Genomic DNA, 20,364 nt, shown 5'->3' on the forward strand with positions numbered 1-20,364 from the left:
GACGCTGCGACTCGTGACAGGCCTCGCGGCCGGCGCGCTGGTGCTGAGCGGCTGCTCGGAGCGGCAGGAGGCGGCCGACACGCTGCCCGAGGCGGACGCCACACCCAGCGCGTCGCAGCCCGAACTGCCACCCCTGGGTCCGACGGACCTCCCGATGCCCGCCGAGGCCCGCACCCAGGACGCCGCCGGAGCCGAGGCCTTCGTCCGGTACTACATCGACCTCATCAACCGGACGTCCACCGTCATGGACGCCGCCCCCCTGCGCGAGTTCAGCGACGGCTGCCTCGACTGCGACCGGATAGCGCACGTCGTGGACAAAGACGCAGCCTTAGGACATCAGTACGATGGGGGATTAATTTCCATCACAACGATGGGCGAAGCTCTCCTCAGGGAGACCACGGCTGAAATGGCCATGCGAGCCGACGTTTCCGGACTGGCGGTGGAGGACGCGTCGGGCAACGCACTCCCGGACCTGAGCTCGCCAGCGTATACAAATCTGAATGGTGGAGCCGCCTTGAAGTGGGACGCCCGTCAGGATACTTGGATTATGACGGCTTTGACTCTCGAATGAGGCGCAGACTTGTCACCTCGCTAGCAGTCGCTATCTTGACCATGGGCGCACCTAGTACGAGCGCGGCCAACGACTGCGATAGGCGCTTCTGTCCTGTAGTAGAGACCACTCAGGGTGCTATAACAGCGACCTACGTTTCCACCACTTCCAGCGTTTTCGGCGATTCATGGGTTGCGTCCAATGCTGCACCAGCTGCCCACCCCTATACGTACCGGCTGATAGACCCCTGCGTCGCCAACGACGCTACGACCGGAAGTTGCCAGGGACAGGATTTTCGTGACTGCCCCACACCTGCCGACCGCGTGGCGGACTTTCGTCTGGTCCAGCGACAGCGCCTCGTGCTGCCTGACGGCAGCACCGTGGATAGGTTTGACTCGAGCGGCAGCCCACCGGGCACTCCGGTCGGTCCCTGGGTCTCGCTCGGACGCTTCTGCGTCGACATCACGGCGCTGAACCCGCCGCCGTCCCCGGGTGAGGTCTACCGCTACTTCCAGACCCTGCCGCTGCCCGACCTGCCCACCCAGCAGCAGCCGCCGGGCAACGCGCTGGCCGGCCTGCCCGTCGTCTTCTACACCGACGGCCCGACCACCCAGACGTTCACCGTCGACATCCGCGGCTTCACCGTCGACATCGTCGCCACCGCGAGCGCCTTCACCTGGGACACCGGCGACGGCACCGTCCTGCAGACCACCGACCCCGGTGCGCCCTACCCCGACCACACGATCAGCCACGACTACCGCAGCGGCACCTACACCGCCTCGCTGACCACCACCTGGAGCGGCACCTTCAGCGTCGATGGCGGCGCGACGGCCGACGTCCCCGGCACCACGACCACCGACGGCCCGCCGGCCACCTTCACCGTGCTCCAAGCCAGCCCGGTCCTGACCAACCCGTTCGACTGACCCACGTCCGCGCGGTCCCGCCCGCTCCCGCGCCGTTGCAACAGCGCGGAGGCGTCAGGAACAGCGCGAGAGTGCGGCCATTGCCGTCGTTGCCCGTGCAGTGCCGGTGCTGCAGCGGCGGCAACTCGCGAGGAACGCCGGCGATCAGCCGCCCGACGCTCACCAGGTCTGCGGCGTCGGCTGGCCCGGCGGAGGGCCGTAGCGGTTGGGCACCGGCTGACCGGCCAGGAATCCGTTCTGGACCAGCAGCACGAGCCACCCGACGAGGGGCACGAGCGACCAGAGCAGCCACCACGCCGAGTGCCCGCGGTCGTGCAGCCGGGTCACCGACGAGCCGATCGACGGGACGATCGTCAGCAGCGCGACCACCGTGGTCAGCGGACCGCCGAGGTAGGCCCAGGCGCTGCTGGTGTCGACCGTCGTGGAGAAGACCGGGTAGCCCAGCGAGGCGTCCGCGATGTTGGCGAGGAGGCTGAGCCCGGCGATCGGCAGGGTGTAGTGCAGCCACCAGGTGGTCCGGTCGATCCGCCCGCGCCGCACGTACCACTCGCCGAGACCCACGGCCGCCCCCGATTCCCGCCCCACGATGGGGCGCCGCAGACAGGGTGCCGTCCGACAGCCGCACACCCCGCACCCGCGGCCGCGGCGTCATCCCGACGAGGGATCAGGACGGGACCGACTCCCGGCAGCCGGACTGCAGCGCGCGGGCAGCGGTCGCCAGCACCGCGACGACGTCGCGCGCGAAGCCGACGTCGCACGGGTGCGTCCCGCCGGTCACCACGGTCGCCTCCAGCTCGTCGACCGCCGCGGAGAACGACTCGACCGGGCTCTCGGTGTCCGGCAGCAGCACCAGCCGGCCGGCGTCCCCGTGCACGAAGAACTCGATGCCCGTCGACATCGGCGCCACGGTGTGCGAGAGCGTCACCGTCGAGGAGACGCCGGGCGTGGCGTGCTGCAGCACCAGGTGCACGGTGTCCCCCGCGCCTGCCCCGGCCTGCACGGACACCACCGGGCCCAGCGTGGGCAGCAGCAGGGACAGCGCGTGCGGGCCGATGTCCCACAGCGCGCCGTGCTCGCGCCGCCAGGCCGAGTCGAAGGGGCTGCCGGCCAGCGCGCTCAGCCACGAGCCGGCGCCACCGGCGAGCCGGGTGCGGGCGGCCTGGGCCATCCAGGTCGACGTCCCGGCCTGGAAGCGGAAGGTGAAGAACACGACCGAGGCGACCCCCGCGGAGCGCACCGCGGCGACCACCCGGTCGGCCTCGTCGAGCGAGAGCCCGATGGGCTTCTCCAGCAGCAGGTGCTTCCCGGCGGCCGCGGCCTGCTCGGCCAGCCCGACCTGCACCGACGGCGGGACGGCGATCGCCACGGCGTCGACCTGGTCGAGCAGCGCGGCCAGGTCCGAGAACCCGGGGACGTCGAACTCCGCGCCGATCGCCTCGGCCTTGGACAGGTCGCGGCCCCAGACGCCCACCAGCTCGGCGCTCGGGTGCTCGACGAGGGCGGCCGCGTGGACCGTCCGCGCCCAGTGGCCGGTGCCGAGCACCCCGAAGCGCACGGTCAGACCGCCCCGAACTGGCGGTCGCCCGCGTCCCCGAGGCCCGGGACGATGTAGGCCTTGTCGTTGAGCCCCTCGTCGACCGAGGCGGTGAACACCCGCAGCGGCAGCCCGCTCTCCTCGAGCCGGCGCAGGCCCTCCGGGGCGGCCAGCGCGCACAGCACGGTGATCGAGGTGGCGCCGCGCTCGGTCAGCAGCCCGCAGCAGTGCACCAGCGACCCGCCGGTGGCCAGCATCGGGTCGAGCACGAAGACCTCCCGGTCGACCAGCGACGCCGGCAGCGAGGCCATGTACGCCTCGGGCTGGAAGGTCACCTCGTTGCGGGCCAGGCCGACGAAGCCCATCTGCGACTCCGGCAGCATCCCGTGCGCCGTGTCGGCCATCCCGAGCCCGGCCCGCAGCACCGGCACGATCAGCGGCGGCGCGGCCAGCCGGTAGCCGGTCGTGTCGGTGACCGGCGTGGTGATCGGCTCCTCGGCGACGGGCAGGTCCCGGGTGGCCTCGTAGACCAGCATCTGGGTCAGCTCCGCCAGGGCCGCGCGGAACGCCGCGTTGTCGGTCCGCTCGTCGCGCATGCGGGTCAGACGGGCACGGGCCAGCGGGTGGTCCACGACGGTGAGCTGCACGCGCGACACGGTAGCGGCCCGGTGGACCCCGGCTGCCGGCGCTGGCACCATCCCCGCCGTGACGACGACGCAGGGGTGGCGCCGCCGGTAGGTGGCTGCCCACGTCGTCCGGCCCACCCGTCCCCGGTGGGCCGCGCACCCGGTCCACCTCCGTCCGAGGAGACCGCCCGTGCCCCCCATCGAGCTCGGACCCCTGCCCGGCGAGCAGCCCACCCCGCGACCCACCGAGGAGCTGCGGTGAGCGAGCTGCGCGGCGCGACCGACATCGGGGACTTCCTGGTCAGCGCCCGGTCGTTCGACGAGTACCGCGCGATGTTCGCCCTGACCGACGCCGACCTGCACGGCCGGGTCCTCGACTGCCCCGGCGGTGGCGCCTCGTTCACCGCGGCGGCCCGGGCCCGCGGCACCGCGGCGTTCGCGGTGGACCCGGTCTACGCGAGCCCACCGCGCGAGCTCGTGGCCCGTCTCGACGCGGAGCTGGCCCGCGGCAGCGCCTGGGCCACCGCCAACGCCGAGCGCTACGTCTGGGACCACTACGGCGACCCCGCCGGCCACGCGCGGCTCCGGGCGGAGTCGGCGGCGGTCTTCGCGCGCGACCTGGCCGCGTGCCCGGGACGCCACGTGGCGGCCGCCCTGCCGCACCTGCCGTTCACCGACGGCGCCTTCGACCTGGTCCTCTCCTCGCACCTGCTGTTCACCTACGCCGACCGGCTGGACGCCGGGTTCCACGTCGCCGCCCTGCGCGAGATGGCCCGCGTGGGCGCCGAGGTGCGCGTCTACCCGGTGGTCGACCAGGCCGGCCGGGCCCTGCCCGACCTGCTGGCCTCCGTGCTGGCCGAGCTCGGCGGGGCCGGGGTGGAGGCGGAGGTCCAGGACGTCCCCTACGAGTTCCAGCGCGGCGCGCGCAGCATGCTGCGCCTCCGGTCGGCTCCCACCCGCACGGGTGTGCGGGGCGCGGGGGCACCGGGGTCGGGAGGGAGAATGCGCCCATGACCCACGTGCTCGACCCCGATGCGCCGGCGGCGGCGATCCCGCCGCGGCGCGAGCCCCTGGCGCCGTACCGCGACGTGACCCGCTCCGACGCCGCCTTCCGGGCCTTCCTGCACGGGCTGCCCGGCGTGGACCAGGTCGGCGCCGAGTCGCGGGTCGCCGTCCTGGGCACCCGGTCGATCAAGACGACCGCCAAGGCCTGGGCTCTCGACGCCGCCATCTCCATGGTCGACCTGACGACCCTCGAGGGCTCCGACACCCCGGGGAAGGTGCGCAGCCTGGCGGCCAAGGCGCGCCGTCCCGACCCGGGCGACCCGAGCTGCCCCCAGGTGGCCGCCGTCTGCGTCTACGGCGACCTCGCCGGCGTCGCCCGCGACGCCCTGCAGGGCACCGGCATCCACGTCGCCGCCGTCGCCACCGCCTTCCCCAGCGGCCGGGCCAGCCGGGCGGTCAAGCTCGCCGACGTGCGGGACGCCGTGGCCAACGGCGCCGACGAGATCGACATGGTCATCGACCGCGGCGCGTTCCTGGCCGGCCGCTACCTCGACGTCTACGACGAGATCGTGGCCGTCAAGGACGCCTGCGGGGACGCGCACCTCAAGGTCATCCTCGAGACCGGCGAGCTGGTCACCCTCGACAACGTCCGCCGCGCCTCCTGGCTGGCGATGCTCGCCGGCGGCGACTTCATCAAGACCTCCACCGGCAAGGTCTCCCCCGCGGCCACCCTGCCGGTCTGCCTGGTGATGCTCGAGGCGGTCCGCGACTTCCGCGCCGCCACCGGCCGCCAGGTCGGCGTCAAGCCCGCCGGCGGCATCCGGACGACGAAGGACGCGATCAAGCACCTGGTCCTCGTCAACGAGGTCGCCGGGCCCGGCTGGCTCTCCCCCGACTGGTTCCGCTTCGGCGCCTCCAGCCTGCTCAACGACCTGCTCCTGCAGCGGCAGAAGCTGCGCACCGGCCACTACTCCGGCCCCGACCACGTGAGCGTCGACTGACCATGACCAGCCTGTTCGAGTACGCCCCCGCGCCCGAGTCGCGCTCCATCGTCGACGTCGCGCCGTCCTACGGCCTGTTCGTCGACGGCGAGTTCGTCGACGGCTCCGGCACCCCCTTGAAGACCGTCAACCCGGCGACGGAGGAGGTGCTCTCCGAGGTCGCCACCGCCACCGACGCCGACGTCGACCGCGCCGTCCGCGCCGCCCGCCGCGCGTTCACCCGCGTCTGGGGACCGATGCGCCCGGCCGACCGCGGCAAGTACCTGTTCCGCATCGCCCGGCTGCTGCAGGAGCGGGCCCGCGAGTTCGCCGTCCTGGAGTCCCTGGACAACGGCAAGCCGATCCGGGAGTCCCGCGACGTCGACGTCCCCCTGGCCGCGGCGCACTTCTTCTACCACGCGGGCTGGGCCGACAAGCTGGACTGGGCGGGCCTGGGGCCGGGCCCGCGGCCGCTGGGCGTGGCCGGTCAGGTCATCCCGTGGAACTTCCCGCTGCTCATGCTGGCGTGGAAGGTCGCCCCGGCACTGGCCACCGGCAACACCGTCGTCCTCAAGCCGGCCGAGACCACCCCGCTGACCGCGCTGCTGTTCGCCGAGGTGTGCCGTCAGGCCGACCTGCCACCCGGCGTGGTCAACATCGTGACCGGTGCGGGCGACACCGGCCGGGCCGTCGTCGAGCACGAGGACGTCGACAAGGTCGCGTTCACCGGCTCGACCGAGGTGGGCCGGTCGATCGCCCGCGCCGTCGCCGGCACCCGCAAGAAGCTGACCCTCGAGCTCGGCGGCAAGGCGGCCAACATCGTCTTCGACGACGCCCCGATCGACCAGGCCGTCGAGGGCGTCGTGCAGGGCATCTTCTCCAACCAGGGCCACGTGTGCTGCGCCGGCAGCCGGCTGCTGGTGCAGGAGTCGGTGCACGACGAGGTCATCGCCTCGCTGCAGCGGCGGATCGGCACGCTGCGCCTGGGCGACCCGCTGGACAAGAACACCGACATCGGCGCGATCAACTCCGCCGAGCAGCTCGCGCGCATCCGGGAGCTGTCCGACGTCGGCGAGGCCGAGGGCGCGTCGAGGTGGCAGCCGGCCTGCGAGCTGCCCGAGCGCGGCTACTGGTTCCCGCCGACGGTGTTCACCGACGTCTCCCCCGCCCACCGCATCGCCCGCGACGAGGTCTTCGGCCCGGTGCTCTCGGTGCTGACCTTCCGGACGCCCGACGAGGCCGTGGCCAAGGCGAACAACACCACGTACGGGCTCTCGGCCGGCATCTGGACCGAGAAGGGCTCCCGGATCCTCGCGATCGCCGACCGGCTGCGCGCCGGCGTGGTCTGGGCCAACACCTTCAACCAGTTCGACCCGACGTCGCCCTTCGGCGGCTACAAGCAGTCCGGCTACGGCCGCGAGGGCGGCCGCCACGGGCTGGCCGCGTACCTGGAGGGTGCCCGGTGAGCACTGATCGTCTCGCCGTCCGCAAGACGTACAAGCTGTACGTGAACGGCGCTTTCCCGCGCTCGGAGTCCGGCCGCACCTACGCGGTCACCGACGCCAAGGGCGCCTTCCTCGCCAACGCCGCGTGGGCCTCGCGCAAGGACGCCCGGGACGCCGTCGTCGCCGCCCGCGCCGCAGCCGGGAAGTGGTCGGGCGCCACCGCCTACAACCGCGGCCAGGTGCTGTACCGGGTGGCCGAGGTGATGGAGGGCCGGCACGCCCAGTTCTGCGAGGAGGTCGCGGCCGGGGAGGGCCTGTCGTCGTCCAGGGCGCGGGCCGCCGTCGACGCCGCCATCGACCGCTGGGTCTGGTACGCCGGGTGGACCGACAAGCTCGGCGCCGTCCTCGGCGCGGCCAACCCGGTCGCCGGGCCGTACTTCGACTTCTCGGTGCCCGAGCCCACCGGCGTCGTCGCCGTCCTCGCGCCGCAGCGCTCCTCGCTGCTCGGCCTGGTCAGCGTGCTCGCCCCCGTGCTGGCAGGCGGCAACACCGCCGTCGTCGTCACGTCGCGGACCCGTCCGCTGCCCGCCGTCACCCTCGGCGAGGTGCTGGCCACCAGCGACGTCCCGGCCGGGGTGGTCAACCTGCTCACCGGGGACGCCGAGGAGATCGGCCCGTGGCTGGCCGAGCACGACGACGTCGACGCCATCGACCTCACCGGCGCCCCCGCCGGCTGCGCGATGGAGCTCGAGCGCCTCGCCGCGGGCAGCATCAAGCGGGTCGTGCGGCCGCCGGCCGAGGAACCGGACTGGTCGGCCGACCCGGGCCTGACCCGGCTGACCCCGTTCCTGGAGACGAAGACGGTGTGGCACCCCATGGGCCTGTGAACGGCCCCGTCCCGGGTCCACCCTGAGCTCGCGGAGGGTGGGGAGGACGGGGTCCTGCACCTGGCACCCCACGGGCCTCCAGAACCCCGGGGCGCGCTCCCAGGGGGAGCGGGCAGGATGGGCGCGTGGCCCGGCCCAGCATCGTCCCCATCGCCCTCACCGTCGACGACCGCACCGGCTTCACCCTGTGGGCTCCGCCGTGGGAGGAGGACGGTGAGGAGTGGCAGGCCTTCCTCGGCACCTCCGAGGACGACCGGGCGCGCGTGCACCTCTTCCCGACCCCGGACGCGCTGGCCGCGTTCTGCCGCACCCGCACCGACCACGACCTCGCCGACCACCCGGTCTGGCCGGTGGTGGTCGGGCTGGGCGCGGCCGACCTCACGCCCGACGACGACCACCGCTACGACCTCGACGGCGTCTACGACATCGCCGCCGAGAACCCCGACCGGTGGTCGGTCGAGGAGCTGGCCGCGACCATCGACATCGTCACCCGGCTGGCCGAGTGCCTCGACGTGGAGGACGACGACGCCGACGACGAGCTGACCGACACCGACGACGAGCCGGACGTCGACGACGACATCGAGCTCGAGCGCCGGGCCGACGGCGCCGTCGCCCGCGGCGGGGAGTTCGGCGCACTCGCCGAGCTCGTCTCCCGCCCCGAGATCGGCTCGCTGGGGCTGGGCGTCGAGGCCTTCGTCGGCCGCTCGGGCGAGGACGCCTGGATCGGCGTCGGCAGCGCCCTCGACGACCTGTGGGAGGACGTCCTCGACGAGCTCGGCACGCACCTGGACTGGACCGGCGGCGGCACCGTCTCCCTCGACGACTACCCCTCTGCGGCGGAGGCCGACGAGGACGACTACGACGAGGACGACCTCGAGGACGACGCCGCGGCGGCTGCCCGCCCGGTGGGCGGCGCGACCGCGGCGGCCTCGGCCGGCGTCAGCACCATCGCCCGCCCGGGCCGCATGGCCGCGTCACCCGCGGAGGTCGCGAAGGCCGCCGAGTTCTGGGAGGCCGTCGGCATCCTGCCGGTGGAGGTCGTCGTGCCCGAGGGCGCCGGCCTCACGCTGCGCTGCTACGTCGAGGACCGGGCGCGCTTCCTCGGCCGTGACGGCGAGGTCTTCCTCTTCGGCTCCCCCGAGGACCTCACCCGCTTCTGCCGCGGCAGCGAGGCCCACGACCTCACCGAGATCGCCTCCTGGCCCGAGGTCGCCGACACCACCACGCCGCCGTTGCCGGCCGACCAGGACCGCTACGACCTCACCGAGACCAGCGAGGTGCTGGCCGAGGTCGCCGGCGGGGCGGGCGGGCTGGTCGACCACCGGGTGCTCGCCCAGCAGGTCGAGGGCGTGCGCGACATCGCCGAGTACGCCGGGCTGGCCCGCGTCGAGGAGCTGCTGCGCCCCGACGCGCCGCTCGGCCGCGCCGTCGCCCGCAGCGAGCGGGTCCCGGACACCCCGCTGCGCGCCGAGGACGCCGCCGCGCTGCGCCCCGCCTGGGACGAGGTCGTCACCGAGGTCAGCAGCGCGCTCGTCTTCCGCGACTGACGGAGGACCGCCCTGGCCCCTCCGGCCACCGTCGTCCCCTCCCGTCGGTAGGGGTGGAGCGGCCGAGGTGCCCACGAACGGCAGCGGCCGGCCCCGGGAAACCGGGACCGGCCGCTGCCGTCTGTCAGGGGTGGAGCTCAGTCCGCCGAGCGCTCGGGGCGACGGCCCTGGCCGCGGTACGGGCTGGAGCGCCGCTCGCCGCGCTCGCCGTAGGAGCGCTCGCCGGTGCCGCGGGACCGCTCGCCGTACGCCGGGCGATCGCCGTACGCCGGACGGTCGCCGTCGCGGCGCGGCCGCTCCCCGTGGGGACGGCGCGGCCGGTCGCCGTCGCGGCGCGGACGGTCACCGTCGCGTCGGGGACGCCGGCCACCGGGGCCTCCGGAGGGACGCCGGGACTCGCGCACCGGGCGCTCCACCGGCGCCACGTGCACACCGCTGGCGACGAGCTCGGCGATCGGGGCGTCGCCCGGACGGATCCGGGAGACGACCGGCTCCACCTTGGCCTGGCGGAACCGGCGCTTGGCCTGGCCCACCTGGTCGGGCAGCAGCAGCGAGACCACGACACCGCGGGCGCCGGCGCGGGCGGTGCGGCCCGAGCGGTGCAGGTAGGTCTTGTGGTCCGCCGGCGGGTCGTAGTGCACCACCAGCGAGACGTCGTCGACGTGGATGCCGCGGGCGGCGACGTCGGTGGCGACCAGCACCGGGCTGCGGGCGTCGGTGAACGCCTCCAGCGCACGGCGACGGGCACCCTGCGGCAGCCCGCCGTGGATCGCCTCGGCCTTGATGCCGGCGGCCTGCAGGTTGCCGGCCAGCCGGTCGGCGCCGTGCTGCGTGCGCACGAAGACGAGGGTGCGGCCCGGGCGGGCGGCCATCTCCTCGGCGATCTGCAGCTTGTCGCGGAAGGCGACGCTGTAGGCCAGGTGCTCGGCCGGCGGGGCGTCGTCCCCTGGGCGCTTGACCTCGTGCCGCGCCGGGTCTTTGAGGTACCGGCGGACCAGGGTGTCGACCTCGCCGTCCAGCGTGGCCGAGAACAGCAGCCGCTGGGCGTCGGGACGGGTCTGGTCGAGCAGCTCCTGCACGACCGGCAGGAAGCCGAGGTCGGACATGAAGTCGGCCTCGTCGATGACGGTGACCTCGACCTCGTCGAGGGTCGCCTCACCCTGGCCGATCAGGTCCTGCAGCCGGCCAGGGGTGGCGATGACCGCGTCCACGCCGCGGCGCAGCTGCTGGATCTGCCGGTACATCGAGGCGCCGCCGTACACGGTGGTCAGCTGGACGCCGATCGACTGCCCGAGGGGCGCGAGGTTGTCGAAGACCTGCTGGGCCAGCTCGCGGGTCGGCACCAGGATCAGCCCGCGCGGGGCACGGCGGCCCCGGCGGACGTCGGCACCGAGGCGGGCGAGCATCGGCAGGCCGAAGGCCAGCGTCTTGCCCGAGCCGGTGGCGGCCTTGCCGAGCACGTCGCGCCCGGCGAGGGCGTCGGGCAGGGCGGAGGCCTGGATCGCGAAGGGGGTGCGGATGTCGCGCCGCTCGAGCGCGGTCACCAGCTGCTGGGGCAGGCCCAGCTGGGCGAAGGTCGGGCCGGCCGGCTCGGCCGGGACCTCGACCTCGGGGGTCTCAGGAGCGGTCTGGACGTCGACAGTGTCGAACGTGGTCATGCGGGTGTGGGACTCCGATGCTTCTCGGCGCGCGTCCCGTGGTGGTGCGCGGACACCGTCGACCGGCGTCCTCACTGGCGATCACTGCGTCAGGGGACGCTGCGGATCTGCACGGATGCGCTCATGCCCGGACGGACCGTCCGGGAGGATGACCGGCGAGTGCCGGTGCACCCAATCTAGCAGCGCGGACCGCTGGGGCATTCCGACGGTGATCAGGCTCGCAGTGCCGCGTACCCCGGGCGGACGACGTCGGCGAGCAGCCGCGCCCGCTCCTCCTCGGGCAGGAACGCGGCGGCCAGGGCGCGCTCGGTCACCGTCTGGACGTCGTCCCAGCCCCAGCCGCAGGTCCGCGCCACGTCGGTGAGCTCGCTGGTGACCGAGACGCCGCTCATCAGCCGGTTGTCGGTGTTGACGGTGACCGCGAAGCCGAGCCGGTGCAGCCGGCCGACCGGGTGCGCGGCCAGGGACGGGTAGGCGCCGGTCTGCACGTTGGACGACGGCGCGACCTCCAGCGGCACCTGCGCGTCGAGGACCCGCTGCGCCACCGGGCCGAGGGTGCCGTCCTCGGCGACCTCGTCGGCGATGCGCACGCCGTGACCGAGCCGCTCGGCGTGGGCGCCGTCCAGCGCGGCGACGATGCTGTCCACGCCGGCGGCCTCGCCGGCGTGCACGGTGCGGTGCGCCCCGGCACGGTCCAGCAGCGCGATGGCCGAGGGGTGCCGGTCGGGCGGGAAGCCGATCTCCGGGCCGGCCAGGTCGAAGCCGACCACGCCGTCGTCCCGGTGGCGCACCACCAGGTCGGCCACCTCGTCCCACCGGTCGGCCTGCCGCATGGCGCACAGCAGCGTGCCGACCGTGATCGGCGTCCCCGCCCCGGCGGCCTCGGCGCTGCCCTTCGCGAAGCCGTCGAGGATCGCCTCGACCGCCTCCTCGATCGGGGTGCCCTGCGCCGTCAGCAGCTCGGGGGCCATGCGCACCTCGGCGTACACGACGCCGTCGGCGGCCAGGTCGAGCGCGCACTCGCGGGACACCCGGCTGACCGCCTCGGGACGCTGCATCACCGCGACGGTGTGCGCGAAGGTCTCCAGGTAGCGCACCAGCGAGCCGGAGTCGGCGGCCTGCCGGAACCAGCGGCCCAGCGCCTCCGGGTCGCCGGCGGGGAGGTCCCGGTAGCCGACCTCGTCGGCGAGCTCGAGCACCGTCTGCGGCCGCAGCCCGCCGTCCAGGTGGTCGTGCAGGAGGACCTTGGGAGCGCGGCGGATCGAGTCGGCGTTCAGCGGTGCGGGCACGGTGACATTGTGGTCCTACCGGACCACGCCGCGTTCACGTGCCGTACCCCGCGGTCACTGAGCGACTCCGAGGCCTCGTCGGGAGGCCTCCGGCCCCACTCCTCGACCTCAACCTTCCCGGTCCTGCCAGCGGAAGGTGAGCGCGCAGAGCACCAGCCCGGCCACGCACCACAGGCCGAGCACCAGCGCGACGGTGCCGAGCTCCCACGAGCCGGCCGGCTCGCGGGCGGCCAGCGCGTCGGGGAGGAACACCGAGCGCAGGCCCTGGGCCAGCCACTTCACCGGGAAGACCGCGGCGACGTCCTGCAGCCAGGCGGGCACCTGGTCGAACGGCATGAAGACGCCGGAGATGAACTCCAGCACCAGCGCGATCGGGGTGACCGTCGCCGACGCCGACCGGCCGTTGCGGGCCAGCGTCGAGACGACGATGCCCAGCAGCGTGCACGCCGCCGCGCCCAGCACCGACACCCAGGCGAAGGTGAGCCAGTCGGCGCCCGAGGGCAGGTCGATGCCGTACACGAGGACGCCGACCAGGAGCAGCAGCACGATGGTCGCGACCGCCACCGCGAGCACCTGCACGACCTTGCCGACGAAGTAGGCGCTGGCCGGCATCGGCGTGCCCCGGAGGCTCTTGAGCGTGCCGTCCGAGCGCTCCCCGGCGATGTGGATCGCCATGTTCTGCAGGCTGGACCCGACGATGCCCGCGGTGATGACCCCGGCCATGAAGTACTGCGGGAAGTCGACGCCGGCGCCGAGGTCGTAGTCGAGCACCGCGCCGAGGCCCAGCAGCAGGATCACCGGGAAGACGAGCGTGAAGACGACCGACTCGCGCTGGCGGAAGAACTCCTTGAGCTCGACGCCGGCGCGGGTGAGGTAGACCCGGCCCAGCGGGGGCAGCCCGGTGCGCTCCGGGGCGGCGGCGGTCACGAGTTGTCCCCGATCATCTTCAGGTAGACGTCCTCGAGCGTGGGGCGGGCGACCGTCAGGTCGGGCACCTCGCCGGGGAAGCGGGCGGCCAGCTCCCGCACGAACGCGGTCGGCGTGGTGGTCTCGGCGGTGCGCCGGACGCCGTCCTCGGTCCAGCGGACGACGGCGGGTGCGGTGCCCCGCCCACCCAGCGCGGCGGGGACGGCGACCTCGGCGAGCTGGCCGCGGGCGAGGACGCCGACCCGGTCGGCCAGCGCCTCGGCCTCGTCGAGGTAGTGGGTGGTCAGCAGCATCGTGGTGCCCAGGTCGCGCAGCGATCGGATCAGCGCCCAGAACTGCCGCCGGGCCTCGGGGTCGAAGCCGGTGGTCGGCTCGTCGAGGAAGAGCAGCCGCGGCCGGCCGACGATCCCGAGGGCGACGTCCAGCCGCCGGCGCTGGCCGCCCGAGAGGGTGCGGCCGCGCGCGCCCGCCTGCTCGGTCAGGCCGACCAGCTCGAGCACCTCGTCGGGGTCGCCCGGCTCGGCGTAGTACGACGCCCGCGCCACGAGCAGCTCGCGCACCGACAGCTGGCTGTCCCCCGCGCCGGACTGCAGCACGATGCCCAGCTGGGCCTTCCAGCGCCGTCCGCCCCGCGCCGGGTCGGTGCCCAGGACGCGCACCTCGCCGCCGTCGCGCTTCCGGTAGCCCTCCAGCACCTCGACGGTGGTGGTCTTCCCGGCGCCGTTGGGGCCCAGCAGCGCGAAGATCTCGCCGCGGCGGATGTCGAGGTCCAGGCCGTCGACGGCGGTGCGGTCGCCGTACCGCTTCACCAGGCCGCGGACCGAGATGGCGGCGTCCGGGTCCAGCGGGTCGCCGGGCCGGGGCCGGTTGTCGGCCACCACGGGCGCGGACGAACTGGTCACGGGGACACAGTGTCCCCCTGCGCGCGCCGGGAGGGGTCCGCACCCCCGGCGTCTGCTCGTCGCGACGAGATCTGCACAGTGGCGGGCATCAGGAGCCGGAAGGCCACCACTGTGCAGATCTCGCGGGACGGGGTACCGGGCTCAGGCGGTGATGCGGTCGAGCAGCAGGGGCAGCGGCTGCTCACCGGTGTCGACGCCGACCGCGCCCTCCAGCGCCTCCAGCGCCCGCGGGATGCGCGCGGCGTCGTCGGTGTGCAGCTCCAGCAGCGGCTGACCGGCCACCACCTGCTCCCCCACCCCGGCGGTCCAGGTGACGCCGGCGGCGGGCGACACCGGGTCCTCCTTGCGCGCCCGGCCGGCACCCAGCCGCCAGGCCGCCACGCCGAGCGCGTAGGCGTCCAGCCGGGTGAGCGTGCCGGTGGCCGGTGCGGTCACCACGTGCTTCTCGGCAGGCTGCGGCAGCGGGGCGTCGGGGTCGCCACCCTGGACGCTGATCATCCGCCGCCACACGTCCATGGCCCGCCCGTCGCGGAGCGCGTCGGCCGGGTCGACGTCCCCCCGCCCCACGCCGGCGAGCATCTCCCGCGCCAGCGCCAGGGTCAGCTCGACGACGTCGGCCGGACCGCCGCCGGCGAGCACCTCCACCGACTCGGCCACCTCGACCGCGTTGCCGGCGGCGCGGCCCAGCGGCCGGTCCATCGCCGTCACCAGGGCCACGGTGTGCACGCCGGCCGCCTCCCCGAGGCCGACCATCGTGCGGGCCAGCTCGCGGGAGGTCCCGGGGTCCTTCATGAACGCGCCCGAGCCGGTCTTGACGTCCAGCACCAGAGCGTCGGCACCCTCGGCGATCTTCTTGCTCATGATCGAGCTGGCGATCAGCGGGATCGACTCGACGGTGCCGGTGACGTCGCGCAGCGCGTAGAGCTTCTTGTCCGCGGGGGCGAGGTCGTTGCCGGCCGCGCAGATGACCGCGCCCACCTCGCGCAGCTGCGCCAGGTAGGCCTCCTCGTGCACGTCGGCCCGCCAGCCCGGGATCGACTCCAGCTTGTCCAGCGTGCCGCCGGTGTGCCCCAGGCCCCGGCCGGACAGCTGCGGCACCGCCACCCCGCAGGCCGCGACCAGGGGGGCGAGCGGGAGCGTGGTCTTGTCGCCGACCCCGCCGGTGGAGTGCTTGTCGGCGGTCGGCCGGCCCAGCGAGGAGAGGTCCTTGCGCTCGCCCGAGTCGATCATCGCCTGCGTCCAGACGGCGAGCTCCTCGGGCGCCATCCCGCGGAAGAACACCGCCATGAGCAGCGCGCTGACCTGCTCGTCGGGCACCGCGCCGCGGGTGTAGGCGTCGATCACCCAGCGGATCTGCTCCGGGCTGAGCTGCCCGCCGTCCCGCTTGGTGCGGATGACGTCGATCGCGTCGATGGCGCTCACGACCTGCCCTCCCGCACCGCCGCCTGCGCCAGGTCGTCCGGGCCGAACGCGTCGGGCAGCACCTCGCGCATCGGCACGATGCCGAGCGACACCGTCTCGATGAGCATCTCCGGGCCGCCGTGCTCCCACAGCAGCTGCCGGCACCGGCCGCAGGGCATGAGCGGCTGCCCGTCGCCGCCGACGCAGGCCACCGCGACCAGCCGGCCGCCGCCGGTGCGGGCGAGGTCGCTGACCATGCCGCACTCGGCGCACAGCCCCAGCCCGTAGGAGGCGTTCTCCACGTTGCAGCCGGTCACGACGCGGCCGTCGTCCACCAGCCCGGCCACGCCCACGGGGAACCGCGAGTACGGGGCGTAGGCGTGCGTCATCGCCTCCCGGGCGGCCGCGCGCAGCCCGTCCCAGTCCACCTGCACTAGTGCTCTCCTCGTCGGTAGACCAACCCGTCGGCCTTCGGCATCCGCAGGCGTTGGGAGGCCAGCGACAGCACGAGCAGCGTGGTCAGGTGCGGGGTGAAGAAGACGATGCCCTCGGGCAGCCGGTCGATGGTGAGGAAGCCGACCAGCGCGGCCACGGCGAACACGCCGGCCAGCACCGCCTGCACCAGCTTGCGGCGCACCCCCTGGTACACCGCGACACCGGCCAGCAGGAGGGCGACGAGCAGCAGCAGGGCCACCACGGCGGTCTGGCTGCGCAGCTGCAGCGCGTCGGCGAACCCGAACAGGCCCGCGCCGGCCGCCAGCCCCCCGGGCCGCCAGTTGCCGAAGATCAGCGCCGCCAGGCCGATGAACCCGCGGCCGCCGGTCTGGCCCTCGCGGTAGATGCCGGCGACGAACACCAGGAAGACGCCGCCGAGGCCGGCCAGCGCGCCGGAGACCACCACGGCGAGGTACTTGAGCCGGTAGACCGGGACGCCGAGCGAGTCGGCCGCGGCCGGGTTCTCGCCGCAGGCGCGCAGCCGCAGGCCGAACGCGGTGCGCCACAGCAGCAGGTAGGACACCGGGACCAGCAGCACGGCCAGCAGGGTGAGCAGGCCGACGCCGCTGGTCAGCCCGCGCAGCAGCCCGGCCAGGTCGCTGACGAGGAACCAGTGCTGGCGTTCCAGGCCGCCGAGCAGGTCCGGCCCGGAGGACAGCACCGGCAGCGAGAAGGACGGCGGGTCGCTGGCCAGCGACGGCGACTGCGTGGGGCCGCCGCCGGTGTCCTCGGTGAACAGCAGCTCGGACAGGAAGCGGACGACGCCCTCGGCGAGGATGTTGATCGCCACGCCGGAGACCACGTGGTCGACGCCGAAGGTGACCGTGGCGATCGCGTGCAGCAGGCCGCCGGCCGCGCCGAAGACCATGCCGCCGACGACCGCGCCGACCCAGCCCCACTGGTAGCCGGCCCACCCGGCGCCCCAGGTGCCGAGGACCATCATGCCCTCGAGGCCGATGTTCACCACGCCCGCGCGCTCGGACCACAGCCCGCCGAGGGCGGCCAGGCCGATGGGGACGGCGAGCAGCAGCGCCGCCGAGAGGGTGGACGACGAGGTGAGCTCCTGCTCCCCCGAGATGACCCGGACCAGCGAGAACAGCACCCACAGGCCGACGAGCAGCCAGAGCACCCGCCGGGCGCGGCCGCCACCGGTGAGCAGGTCGGTCAGGGGGCCGCGGCTGGGCCGGTCGGTGCGGGCCGCTGCGGTGGTGCTCATACCCGGGCCCCCGCGGAGACGTGGAGCGCCGGCGGAGCGTCTTCGTGGGGTTGGTTCATGCCTGCACTCCCTGCTGGTCGCCCGGCACGCCGGTGTGGACCCGCTGCCCGCCGTCCGGAGCGGTGGGTGGCGGGACGCCGTCGTCCCCGTCGGCCTGCGGGCCGGGGCCGGCCGCCGCGCCGGCCCGCTCTGCCGAGCGCAGCGCCAGCCGGCGGGCGATCTCGTTGGCGACGACGACGGCGAGCACGATCGTGCCCTGGATGATCGTCACGACCGAGGACGGGATGTCGGCGAACTGCAGCGGCAGCGCGGCCCGGTCGAGGAAGGCGAACAGCAGCGCGGCCAGCGCGATGCCGAGCGGGGTGCTGCGACCCAGCAGCGCGACGGCGATGCCGAGGAAGCCCAGACCGGCGGTGAACTCGGTGCCGTAGTCGTACTGCGCGCCGAGCAGGTCGGGCAGGCCGATCAGCCCGGCGATGCCACCGGAGATGAGCATCGTCTTCACGACCATGCCGCGGGCGTCGACGCCGCTGGCGGTGGCCGCCGAGGGCGACAGGCCGGTGGCGCGCAGGTCGAACCCGAAGCGGGTGCGCTTGAGCAGCACGGCCACGACGACGCCCACCACGAGCGCCACCAGCAGGAAGCCGTACAGGCCGCTGCGCGGCGTGGCCAGGCCCAGCGCGGTGAGCACCCCGTTGAGGCTGGGCACCCGGCCGGACTCGGGGATCTCGGCGGTGGTGACGATCGAGGCACCCGGCGGGCTGCCGCGCAGCGGGCCGGTGAGCAGGAACGACGCCAGGCCCAGCGCGATGAAGTTCAGCATGATCGAGCTGATGACCTCGCTGACGCCGCGGGTCACCTTGAGCACGCCGACGATGCCGGCCCACGACGCGCCGACCACCATCGCCACCACGACGACCAGCAGCACGTGCAGCGGACCGGGCAGGACGACGGCCGCGCCCACCGCAGCGGCCAGGATGGTAGCCAGCCGGTACTGGCCCTCGACGCCGATGTTGAACAGGCCCATCCGGAACGCGACCGCCACGGCCAGGCCGGCGAGGAACAGCGGCACCGCCCGGTTGAGGATCACGACGATCGACTGCACCTGCTGCGAGGGGCTGTCGCCGAGGTCGACCATCACCCGGAACGCCGCCACCGGGTCCTCACCGATGAGGGCGATGACCGCCGCGGAGATCACCAGCGCGACGAGGACGGCGAGCACCGGGCCGAGCAGCGACAGCCCCACCCGGCGGACGAGGCCGTTCACGCCGCACCTGCCGTCCGTGCGCCGGTCATGTGCCCGCCGAGCTCCTCAGGAGTGACCCGCCGCGGGTCCAGGGTGGCCACCAGCCGGCCGCGCAGCATGACGTGCAGCGTGTCCGACAGCCCGATCAGCTCGTCGAGGTCGGCGGAGATGAGCACGATGCCCAGCCCCTCGGCGCGGGCGTCCTTGAGCAGCTCCCAGATCACCGCCTGGGCTCCGACGTCGACGCCGCGGGTCGGGTGGGCGGCGACGAGCAGCCGTGGTCGGGCGCTCATCTCGCGCCCGACGATCAGCTTCTGCTGGTTGCCGCCGGAGAGGGCGACGGCGAGGGTGTCCGGCCCGGGGGCACGGACGTCGTACTCGCGCATGATGCGGGCGGTGTCGGCCCGGGCACCGCGGCGGTCGATGAACGGGCCCTTCACCGCCGGCGGGCGGGTCTGGTGGCCGAGGATGCGGTTCTCCCACAGCGGCGCGTCCAGCAGCATGCCCTGGCGGTGCCGGTCCTCGGGGATGAAGCCGACGCCGGCCTCGCGGCGGGCGCGGGTGCTCCAGGCGGTGACGTCCTCACCGCCGAGCAGCACCGACCCGGCGGCCAGCGGGCGCAGGCCCATGATCGCGTCGACGAGCTCGGCCTGGCCGTTGCCCTCGACGCCGGCGATGCCCACGACCTCGCCCTCGCGCACGGTGAGCGTGACGTCGTCCACCACGGGGCGCTGGCCGCCGTCGGTGACCGTCACGCCGACCAGCTGCAGGACCGGGGTCTCGCGCACGGTGGACTCGCGGGTCTCCGGCGTGGGCAGCTCGGCGCCGACCATCAGCTCGGCCAGCTGCTTGGCCGTCGTCGTCCGCGGGTCAGCGGTGCCGACGGTGGTGCCGCGCCGGATGACGGTGATCGAGTCGGCGACCCGGCGCACCTCGTCGAGCTTGTGCGAGATGAAGATGACCGTCAGGCCCTCGCGCTTGAGCTCGGCGAGGTTGCCGAACAGCTCGTCGACCTCCTGCGGCACGAGGACGGCGGTCGGCTCGTCGAGGATCAGGATGCGGGCGTCGCGGTAGAGCACCTTGGCGATCTCCACGCGCTGCCGGTCGCCGACGCCGAGGTCCTCGACGAGCGCGTCGGGCTGCAGGCCGAGGTCGTAGCGCTCGGAGATCTCCTCGATGCGGCGGCGCGCCGCGGCCCGGTCCAGCCGGCCGTGCCTGGTGGGCTCGCTGCCCAGGATCACGTTCTCCAGGACGGTGAAGTTGTCGGCCAGCATGAAGTGCTGGTGGACCATGCCGATGCCGGCGGCGATGGCGTCCGACGGGCTGCGGAACTGGACCGGGCGGCCGTCGATGAGGATCTCGCCCTCGTCCGGGCGGTGCTCGCCGTAGAGGGTCTTCATCAGCGTCGACTTGCCGGCGCCGTTCTCGCCCACGATGGCGTGCACCTCGCCGCGGCGGACCCGCAGCTCGATGTCCTTGTTCGCCACCACGCCCGGGAAGCGCTTGGTGATCCCGCGGAGCTCGACGGCGAGGGGGACGTCGCCCGCCGCGGAGCCGTCTGCGGGCGAGTCTGCTGGGGCCATGCCGGCATCTCCTCGCTGTGGTCCCGCCGGTGGGCGGGAGGTCGCTACGGACGGCACCGGCGGGCGGGATCAGCCGCTGCGCCGGCGCCTCGGGCCCCGGGGGCCGTGGGTATGGTGCCCCACCCGCCGGGTTCCGTCCGAGCCCGGGGC

At 74.2% G+C, this 20,364-nt stretch carries 19 protein-coding genes; 7 read left to right on the top strand and 12 right to left on the bottom strand.

Going from position 1 to position 20,364, the window contains the following annotated elements:
• The first annotated feature begins 13 nt into the window (after positions 1–13).
• Positions 14–571, top strand: a complete 558-nt coding sequence (locus BLS21_RS02205; RefSeq protein ID WP_091213192.1) for a hypothetical protein — start codon at positions 14–16, stop codon at positions 569–571.
• 302 nt (positions 572–873) lie between these two features.
• Entirely contained in the window at positions 874–1,473 is a 600-nt protein-coding gene (locus BLS21_RS02210) for a hypothetical protein (RefSeq protein ID WP_245699951.1), read from the top strand.
• A 159-nt stretch (positions 1,474–1,632) separates the two neighbouring features.
• Here BLS21_RS02210 and BLS21_RS02215 read toward each other — a convergent pair whose 3' ends face one another.
• The 3 genes from BLS21_RS02215 to upp all read right to left on the bottom strand — a co-directional run bounded on the left by BLS21_RS02215 (position 1,633) and on the right by upp (position 3,654).
• Entirely contained in the window at positions 1,633–2,034 is a 402-nt protein-coding gene (locus BLS21_RS02215; RefSeq protein ID WP_175479368.1) for a DUF805 domain-containing protein, read from the bottom strand.
• Positions 2,035–2,137: 103 nt separating this feature from the next.
• Entirely contained in the window at positions 2,138–3,028 is an 891-nt protein-coding gene (locus tag BLS21_RS02220; RefSeq protein ID WP_091213200.1) for a Gfo/Idh/MocA family protein, read from the bottom strand.
• Positions 3,029–3,030: 2 nt separating this feature from the next.
• Positions 3,031–3,654: a uracil phosphoribosyltransferase gene (gene upp, locus BLS21_RS02225; protein WP_091213785.1), complete on the bottom strand. Its 624-nt coding sequence runs from the start codon at positions 3,652–3,654 to the stop codon at positions 3,031–3,033.
• A 237-nt stretch (positions 3,655–3,891) separates the two neighbouring features.
• Between upp and BLS21_RS02230 the strand changes: the two genes are divergently transcribed.
• From BLS21_RS02230 to BLS21_RS02250, 5 genes are all read left to right on the top strand, one after another.
• Positions 3,892–4,647: a methyltransferase domain-containing protein gene (locus BLS21_RS02230; RefSeq protein WP_139176990.1), complete on the top strand. Its 756-nt coding sequence runs from the start codon at positions 3,892–3,894 to the stop codon at positions 4,645–4,647.
• Positions 4,644–5,639, top strand: a complete 996-nt coding sequence (deoC, locus tag BLS21_RS02235; RefSeq protein WP_217635936.1) for a deoxyribose-phosphate aldolase — start codon at positions 4,644–4,646, stop codon at positions 5,637–5,639. Before BLS21_RS02230 ends, deoC begins: the two co-directional genes overlap by 4 nt.
• Before the next feature lie 2 nt (positions 5,640–5,641).
• Positions 5,642–7,084, top strand: coding sequence for an aldehyde dehydrogenase family protein (locus tag BLS21_RS02240; protein ID WP_217635937.1), 1,443 nt, complete (start codon positions 5,642–5,644; stop codon positions 7,082–7,084).
• On the top strand, positions 7,081–7,950 hold the full coding sequence (locus BLS21_RS02245) for an aldehyde dehydrogenase family protein (RefSeq protein WP_091213203.1): 870 nt from the start codon (positions 7,081–7,083) through the stop codon (positions 7,948–7,950). Before BLS21_RS02240 ends, BLS21_RS02245 begins: the two co-directional genes overlap by 4 nt.
• A gap of 125 nt (positions 7,951–8,075) precedes the next feature.
• A complete protein-coding gene (locus BLS21_RS02250) occupies positions 8,076–9,497 on the top strand; it encodes a hypothetical protein (RefSeq protein ID WP_091213208.1) in 1,422 nt (473 codons plus the stop codon).
• Between the two features lie 137 nt (positions 9,498–9,634).
• On the opposite strand, the gene BLS21_RS02255 is transcribed toward BLS21_RS02250, so the two are convergent.
• From BLS21_RS02255 to BLS21_RS02295, 9 genes are all read right to left on the bottom strand, one after another.
• Entirely contained in the window at positions 9,635–11,155 is a 1,521-nt protein-coding gene (locus BLS21_RS02255) for a DEAD/DEAH box helicase (protein ID WP_091213209.1), read from the bottom strand.
• 212 nt (positions 11,156–11,367) lie between these two features.
• On the bottom strand, positions 11,368–12,444 hold the full coding sequence (locus tag BLS21_RS02260; RefSeq protein WP_091213213.1) for an adenosine deaminase: 1,077 nt from the start codon (positions 12,442–12,444) through the stop codon (positions 11,368–11,370).
• A gap of 108 nt (positions 12,445–12,552) precedes the next feature.
• Positions 12,553–13,371, bottom strand: coding sequence for an ABC transporter permease (locus BLS21_RS02265; protein WP_091213216.1), 819 nt, complete (start codon positions 13,369–13,371; stop codon positions 12,553–12,555).
• Complete coding sequence (locus tag BLS21_RS02270; protein ID WP_217635938.1) at positions 13,368–14,273, bottom strand: ABC transporter ATP-binding protein; 906 nt, start codon at positions 14,271–14,273, stop codon at positions 13,368–13,370. Before BLS21_RS02270 ends, BLS21_RS02265 begins: the two co-directional genes overlap by 4 nt.
• 141 nt (positions 14,274–14,414) lie before the next feature.
• Entirely contained in the window at positions 14,415–15,695 is a 1,281-nt protein-coding gene (locus BLS21_RS02275) for a thymidine phosphorylase (RefSeq protein WP_245699954.1), read from the bottom strand.
• Positions 15,692–16,108 carry a cytidine deaminase gene (locus BLS21_RS02280; protein WP_091213220.1) on the bottom strand — a complete coding sequence of 139 codons (417 nt, stop codon included), beginning with the start codon at positions 16,106–16,108 and terminating at the stop codon, positions 15,692–15,694. The genes BLS21_RS02275 and BLS21_RS02280 overlap by 4 nt, the downstream gene beginning before the upstream one ends.
• On the bottom strand, positions 16,108–17,385 hold the full coding sequence (locus BLS21_RS02285; RefSeq protein ID WP_091213222.1) for an ABC transporter permease: 1,278 nt from the start codon (positions 17,383–17,385) through the stop codon (positions 16,108–16,110). The genes BLS21_RS02280 and BLS21_RS02285 overlap by 1 nt, the downstream gene beginning before the upstream one ends.
• 55 nt (positions 17,386–17,440) lie before the next feature.
• Complete coding sequence (locus BLS21_RS02290) at positions 17,441–18,652, bottom strand: ABC transporter permease (protein WP_091213225.1); 1,212 nt, start codon at positions 18,650–18,652, stop codon at positions 17,441–17,443.
• The gene (locus BLS21_RS02295; RefSeq protein ID WP_091213227.1) at positions 18,649–20,214 is read right to left on the bottom strand and encodes an ABC transporter ATP-binding protein; all 1,566 of its coding nucleotides are present in this window, start codon (positions 20,212–20,214) and stop codon (positions 18,649–18,651) included. The genes BLS21_RS02290 and BLS21_RS02295 overlap by 4 nt, the downstream gene beginning before the upstream one ends.
• Positions 20,215–20,364: the final 150 nt, after the last annotated feature.

Origin of the sequence: Geodermatophilus siccatus (assembly GCF_900103785.1) — a bacterium.
GTDB classification, from domain to species: Bacteria; Actinomycetota; Actinomycetes; order Mycobacteriales; family Geodermatophilaceae; genus Geodermatophilus; species Geodermatophilus siccatus.